The organism is Kitasatospora sp. NPDC005856, from assembly GCF_040629945.1.
In the GTDB taxonomy this organism is placed as follows: Bacteria; Actinomycetota; Actinomycetes; order Streptomycetales; family Streptomycetaceae; genus Kitasatospora.
This window is the reverse complement of sequence record NZ_JBEXWT010000171.1, coordinates 1-7,806: the sequence shown is the minus strand read 5'-3', so window position 1 is coordinate 7,806 and position 7,806 is coordinate 1. Positions and strand designations below refer to the sequence as shown.

Genomic DNA, 7,806 nt, shown 5'->3' with positions numbered 1-7,806 from the left:
CCTCCTCCACACCGGCCACACCCACTTCATCGAAACCAGCCCCCACCCCGTCCTCACCACCCCCATCCAACAAACCGCCGACACCACCGACACCGGTACGCAGACCGTCACCACCGGCACCCTGCACCGCAAGCGGCCGGGCTGGACGGCGTTCCTCACCGCGATGGCACGGCTGCACACCGCCGGCGCGGACGTCGACTGGGCCCGGCTCTTCGAGGACGGGCAGCCCCGGCGCGTCTCCCTGCCGACCTACCCCTTCCAGCGCCGCCGCCACTGGCTGGCGCCCGGGGCCGGCCCGCGGACCACCGCCGACACCCCGACCGGCGGACCGGCGCAGGACCCGCGGGCGCAGGAGCCGGACACCGCCGCCCCGCCCTCGGCGTCCGACGCCCTGACCGCGCTGCCGCCCTCCGAACGGCGCCGGGCACTGCTGGACCTGGTGCACCGGAACGCGGCCGCCGTCCTGGGCCACACCGGCGACGAGGCGCTGACCTCCGGCCGCTCGTTCAAGGAACTCGGCTTCGACTCCTCGCTCGCCGTGGAGCTGCGCGACCGGCTGGTGGCGGCCACGGGCCTGGAGCTGCCCTCCGCACTGCTGTTCAACCACCCGACGCCGCAGCGCCTCGCCGAGCACCTGCGCGACCGCCTCGCCGAGGCGCCCGGAACCGCCGCACCCGCCGCCGGGCGCGGGACCGGCTCCACGACGGACGGGCCGGCCGCGGACGACCCGATCGCGATCGTCGGCATGGCCTGCCGGTTCCCCGGCGGTGTGCGCACGCCCGAGCAGCTGTGGCGGCTGGTGGAGACCGGGACGGACGCGACCTCCGACTTCCCGGACAACCGGGGCTGGGACCTCGACGCCCTGTTCGACCCCGAGTCGGCGGCCTCCGGCACCTCCTCGGTGCGCCGCGGCGGGTTCCTCGCCGACGCCGACCGGTTCGACCCCGCGTTCTTCGGCATCAGCCCGCGCGAGGCCCAGGCGATGGACCCCCAGCAGCGGCTGCTGCTGGAGGTGTCCTGGGAGGCCCTGGAACGGGCCGGCATCGACCCGCTGTCGCTGGGCCGCAGCCAGACCGGCGTGTTCGTCGGCGCGATGTCCCAGGAGTACGGCCCCCGGCTGACCGAGGGCGCCGAAGGCCTGGAGGGCTTCCTGCTGACCGGTACGACCGCGAGCGTCGCGTCCGGCCGGATCGCGTACACCCTGGGCCTCCAGGGCCCCGCGCTCACCGTGGACACCGCGTGCTCGTCCTCGCTCGTGGCCCTGCACCTCGCGGCCCGGGCCCTGCGCAACGGGGACTGCCCGCTGGCGCTCGCGGGCGGCGTGGCCGTGATGGCCACCCCCGGGATCTTCGTCGAGTTCAGCCGGCAGCAGGGACTGTCCGCCGACGGCACGTGCAAGGCCTTCTCCGACGGCGCGGACGGCACCGCCTGGGCCGAGGGCGCCGGGATGCTGGTGCTGGAGCGGCTCTCGGACGCCCGCCGCAACGGGCACCGCGTCCTCGCCCTGATCCGCGGCTCCGCCGTCAACTCCGACGGGGCGAGCAACGGGCTGACCGCGCCCAACGGACCGTCCCAGGAACGGGTCATCCGGCAGGCACTCGCCGACGCCGGGCTCGGCCCCGCCGACGTGGACGCCGTCGAGGCGCACGGCACCGGCACCCGGCTCGGCGACCCCATCGAGGCCCAGGCCCTGATCGACACCTACGGACGGAACCGGCCCGCGGACGCCCCGCTGTGGCTGGGGTCCCTGAAGTCCAACATCGGGCACGCCCAGGCCGCGGCGGGTGTCGGCGGCATCATCAAGATGGTGATGGCGATGCGCCACCGGTCGCTGCCGCGCACCCTGCACGTGGACCGGCCGACCCGTCAGGTCGACTGGTCGGCGGGCACCGTACGGCTGCTGACCGAGCCGCGCCCGTGGCCCGACACCGCCGTCCGCCGGGCCGCGGTGTCCTCGTTCGGGATCAGCGGCACCAACGCCCACCTGGTGCTCGAAGAGGCGCCCGAGGTCCGGGCCGGCGGCGAACCGGCCGGGGCCGCCGGGGACGGCGACCGCCCGGTGCTCGCCACCGGCGCCGACACCGCCGTGCCGTGGCTGGTCTCGGCGCCCGACGAGCAGGGCCTGCGCGCCCAGGCCGACCTGCTGCGCCGGCACCTCGGCACGGCCCCGGACCACGCGCTGGCCGGCATCGGCCGGGCCCTCGCCACCGGCCGCCCCGCCTTCGCCCACCGCGCCGTCCTCACCGGCACCGACCGGGCCGCCCTGGGGGCCGGCCTGGACGCGCTCGCCGACGGCGAACCGGCGCCCGGCGTCGAACGGGGGACGGCGGCCGACCGGGGCAAGGTCGTGTTCGTCTTCCCCGGACAGGGCTCCCAGTGGGCGGGCATGGCCGCCGAACTGATGGAGGCCTCGCCGGTCTTCCGGGCGGAACTCCTCGCCTGCGCCGACGCCCTCCAGCCGTACCTGGACTGGTCGGTGCGCGACGTCCTGGCCGGTGCACCGGGCGCTCCCGGGATGGACCGGTCGGACGTGATCCAGTGCACGACGTTCGCGGTGGTGGCGGCCCTCGCCGCACTCTGGCGGGCCGCGGGGGTGGAGCCCGACGCGGTGATGGGCCACTCCCAGGGCGAGATCGCCGCCGCGTACGTCGCCGGCGCGCTGTCGCTGCCGGACGCCGCGCGGGTGGTCGCGCTGCGCGGCAGGGAGCTGCTGCCGCTGGCGCACACCGGCGGCCTGCTGTCGGTAGCCGGCTCCCCCGAGCAGGTGACCGGACTGATCGCCCGCTGGGACGGCCGACTGACCGTCGCCGCGCTGAACGGCCCCTCCTCCACCGTCGTCGGCGGCGACCTCGCCGCCCTGGAGGAGCTGGCCGCGCACTGCGCCGAGACCGGCGTCTGGTCCCGGCGGGTGCCGATCGACTACGCCTCGCACACCGTGCACGTGGAGGCCGTCCGGGACCGGCTGGCGGAGGTGCTCGCGCCGATCGCCCCCCGCACGCCGCACACCGCCTTCCGCTCCACCGTGCAGGGGGTCCGGCAGGAGCCGTTCGAGACCGGCGCCGGGTACTGGTACCGCAACCTGCGCCACCGGGTCGAGTTCGAGCCGGTGATCCGGGAGCTGGCGGCCGAGGGCTACCGCACCTTCGTCGAGATCAGCCCGCACCCGGTGCTGACCCAGGCGATCGAGCAGACCGTGGAGGCGGCGGGCACCGCCGGCGCCGTGGTCGCCGAGTCGCTGCGCCGTGACGACGGCGGCTGGGACCGGTTCGCGGCGGCGCTCGGCCGGGTGCACGCCCAGGGCGTACGGGTGGACTGGCGGGCCGTCCTGCGCGGCGCCCCGACGGACGCCCTCGACCTGCCGACCTACCCGTTCCAGCGGCAGCGCTACTGGATCGAGCCGGCCGCACGCGGCACCAGTGCCCTCGGGCACCGGTTCCTGGACACCGTGACGGAACTCGCCGACGGCGACGGGCACGTGTTCACCGGGCGGCTGTCCACCGCCTCCCGGCCCTGGCTGGCCGACCACGCGATGCGCGGCACCGTCCTGCTGCCCGGCACCGCGCTGCTGGACCTCGCCGTACGGGCCGGGTCGGAGGTGGGCTGCGACACCGTCGACGAACTCACCCTGGAGGCGCCGCTCGCCGTCCCCGAGGACGGCGAGGTCCGGCTCCAGGTCGTCGTGGGCGCCGCCGACGGAGCCGGGCGACGCCCGGTGCGGCTGTACGCGCGCCAGGGCGGCGCGGAGTGGACCCGGCACGCGGCCGGGTTCGTCTCGGCCGGTACGGCCGACGGCCCCCGCGCGGCTGCGGACCCGTTCCCGGACGGTCAGTGGCCGCCGCACGGCGCCGCCGAACTCGACGTCGCCGAGCTGTACGACCGCCTCCACGCGCAGGGCTACGAGTACGGACCGGCGTTCCGGAACGTCCGGGCCGCCTGGCGGCTGGGCGAGGAACTGTTCGCCGAGCTGACCGTCCCGGCCGAGCTGGGGACGGACACCGGGCGGGGTGCACCGCACCCGGCACTGCTCGACGCCGCGCTGCACCCGCTGGCCTCCACCGGGCTGCTCCGGGAGGACTCCGGGCGGATGTCCCTGCCGTTCTCCTGGACCGGCTTCACCACCGGGACGGTGGAAGCCGGCACGGGCTCCGGTCCGGGCTCCGGTCCGGCTGCGGGCCCGGGCTCCTCGGCAGGGGAAGCGCTCCGCGTCCGGCTGGCCCCGGCCGGCGCCGACACCGTCGAGGTGACCGTCGCCGACGGGACCGGCGGCCCGGTGCTCGCCGCCGGCACCCTCGCCCTGCGGCCCGTCGCCGTCGACCGGCTCGCCCCCGCACGGACCGTACGGGACCTGTACGCCGTGGAATGGCGGCCGCTGCCGCTCGGCGCGCCCGAGGCCGCCCGGTGGGCCCTGCTCGGCGACGCGCGGCCGACGGACGGCCCGGCCGCGCACTCCTACCCGGACCTCGCCGCGCTGCGCGAGGCCGTCGCCGGCGGCGCCCCCGTCCCCGACCTCGTCCTCGCCGGACCGCTGCACGCCGACGACGCCGGACCTGACGACGACGGCCGGCCGGACGAGGCCGCCGACGGTCCCGCGGACGCCGACGGTCCCGCGGCCGCCGCGCACCGGCTCACCGGGCAGGCGCTGGCACTCGTCCAGGAGTGGCTGGCCGACGAACTCCTCGCCGACGCACGGCTGGTGATCACCACCCGGGGCGCGGTCGCCGTGGACGACACGGCGCCCGCACCGTCCCCGGCGACCGCCACCGTCTGGGGCCTCGTCCGGTCCGCGCAGACCGAACACCCCGACCGGATCGTCCTGCTCGACCTGGACGACGACCCGGCCTCGACCCGGGCCGTCCCCGCCGCCGTCAGTACCGGCGAGCCCCAACTGGCGCTCCGCGCCGGGTCGGTGAAGGTCCCGCGGCTCGCCCCGCTCACCACCGCCGAGCCGCCCGGCGACCACCCGGCGACCGGCGGCACGGTCACCGCGGGCCCCGCCCTCGACGGCACCGTACTGCTCACCGGCGGTACCGGCGGCCTCGGCGCCCTGCTCGCCCGGCACCTGGTGACCGCCCACGGGGTGCGGCACCTCGTCCTCGTCAGCCGCCGCGGCCCCGACGCCGACGGGGCCGCGGAGCGGGCCGAGGAACTGCGCGCCCTGGGCGCCGAGGTCACCGTCACCGCCGCCGACGCCGCCGACCCCCGGTCGCTGGCCGCGGTGCTGGCCGCCGTCCCCGCGGACCGGCCGCTGCGCGCCGTCGTCCACCTCGCCGGCGTCCTCGACGACGGGACCGTCACCTCCCTCACCCCCGAGCGGACCGACGCCGTCCTGCGCCCCAAGGCCGACGCGGCCTGGAACCTGCACCTGCTCACCCGCGAGCTGCCGCTCTCCGCGTTCGTGCTGTTCTCCTCCGCGATCGCCACCCTCGGCGGCGCCGGCCAGGCCAACTACGCGGCCGCCAACGCCTTCCTCGACGCCCTCGCCCGGCACCGCCGCGCCCGCGGCCTGCCCGCCGTCTCACTCGGCTGGGGCCTGTGGGCCGACTCCTCCGGCATGGCGGGGCGGATCAGCGAATCCGACCAGACGCGGCTGCGCCGCGGCGGGCTCGCCGCGATGCCCGCCGAGGACGCGCTCGCCCTGTTCGACGCCGCGCTCGCCGCGGACCGTCCGGTCGCACTGCCGGCCCGGCTCGACCTCGCGGCCGTCCGGGCGGAGCACGAGCGGGGCGAGGTCCCCCCGCTGCTGCGCCGCCTGCTGCCCCGCACCGGCGTCCGCGGTACCGCCGCGCGACCCGCCGCATCCGCCCGGAGGATCGCCGGGCTGCCCCCGGCCGAGCGGGAGGCGGCACTGCTCGACCTCGTCCGCGCCAAGGCCGCCGTGGTGCTCGCCCACGACGACCCCGGCACGGTCGAACCGGACCGGGCCCTGCGCGAACAGGGCCTCGACTCCCTGACCACCGTCGAACTGCGCAACCGCGTCAACGCGGCCACCGGCCTCCGGCTGCCCGCCACCGTGGTGTTCGAGCACCCGACCGCCGCCGCGCTCGCCCGGTACCTCGGCGAGCGGATCACCGGCACCGACCGCGCGGACGAGGTCACGGCCACCCGGGTGCGCGACGACGAGCCGATCGCGATCGTGGGCATGGCCTGCCGCTACCCCGGCGGCGTCCGCTCCCCCGAAGACCTGTGGCGACTGGTCACCGACGGCGTCGACGCGATCGGCGAGTTCCCCACCGACCGCGGCTGGAACCTCGACACCCTCCACCACCCCGACCCCGACCACCCCGGCACCAGCTACACCCGCCACGGCGGATTCCTCTACGACGCCGCCGACTTCGACCCCGAGTTCTTCGGCATGAGCCCCCGCGAGGCCCTCGCCACCGACCCCCAGCAACGCCTCCTCCTCGAAACCGCCTGGGAAACCCTCGAGAACGCCGGCATCGACCCCGCCGCCCTGCGCGGCACCCACACCGGCGTCTTCACCGGCGTCATGTACGACGACTACGGCAACCGGCTCATGCAGGCCGCACCCGACGGCTTCGAGGGGTTCCTGCTCGCCGGCACCCAGACGAGCGTGGCGTCCGGCCGGGTGTCGTACGCACTCGACCTCTCCGGGCCCGCGCTGACGGTCAACACGGCGTGCTCCTCGTCGCTGGTCGCCCTGCACCTGGCCGCCCGCGCGCTGCGCAACGGCGAGTGCGACCTCGCCCTCGCCGGCGGGGTGACCGTCATGGCCACCCCGAACGCCTTCGTCGAGTTCAGCCGTCAGCGCGGCCTGGCCCCCGACGGGCGCTCCAAGTCCTTCGCCGCCGCCGCCGACGGCGTGGTGTGGAGCGAGGGCGTCGGCCTGCTGCTGGTCGAGCGGCTCTCCGACGCCCGCCGCAACGGCCACCCGGTCCTCGCGGTCGTCCGGGGAACGGCCGTCAACCAGGACGGCGCCTCCAACGGGCTCACCGCGCCCAGTGCCGCCGCCCAGCGCCGGGTGATCCGCCAGGCCCTGGCCGGCGCCGGGCTGACCGCCGCCGACGTCGACGTGGTCGAGGCCCACGGCACCGGCACCAGGCTCGGCGACCCCATCGAGGCGGAGGCCCTGCTCGCCACCTACGGCCAGGACCGGCCCGCCGACCGGCCGCTGCGCCTCGGCTCCGTCAAGTCCAACATCGGCCACACCCAGGCCGCCGCCGGCGTCGCCGGCATCATCAAGATGATCGAGGCCATGCGGCACGGGGTCATGCCGCGTACCCTGCACGTCGACGCTCCGTCCCCGCACGTCGACTGGAGCACGGGCCACGTCGAGCTGCTGACCGAGAGCCTCGACTGGCCCGCCGACGACCGGCCGCGCCGCGCCGCCGTCTCCTCCTTCGGCATCAGCGGCACCAACGCCCACGTCATCCTCGAACAGGCCCCCGCCGCACCGCCGGTGGCCCCGGCCGGGGAACCCCAAGAGGCGGCCGGTTCGTCCGACGCGGCGCCGATCACCTGGCCGCTCTCGGCCAGGACCCCGGCCGCTCTGCGCCGGCACGCCGGACGGCTGGCGGACCACGTCGAGGCCCACCCCGACCTCACACCCGCCGCCGTCGCCGCCGCGCTCGACACCCGCACCGCCTTCGCCCAGCGCGCCGCCGTCGTCGCCACCACGCGCGGCGAACTCCTCGACGGGCTGAGGGCGTTGGCCGCCGATCAGCCGGACAGCCGACTCGTCCGGGGCAGCGGTGTCCCGGGGAAGACGGTGTTCGTGTTCCCCGGCCACGGCACCCAGTGGCCCGGCATGGGCCTCGAACTCCTCGACACCTCACCCGTCTTCGCCGA

1 protein-coding gene is annotated in these 7,806 nt (G+C 76.9%); it reads left to right on the top strand.

Translation table 11 applies throughout. The features are described from left to right. The coding region (locus tag ABZ449_RS41285) for an SDR family NAD(P)-dependent oxidoreductase (protein WP_360357098.1) at window positions 1-7,806 on the top strand (7,806 nt) is incomplete at both ends.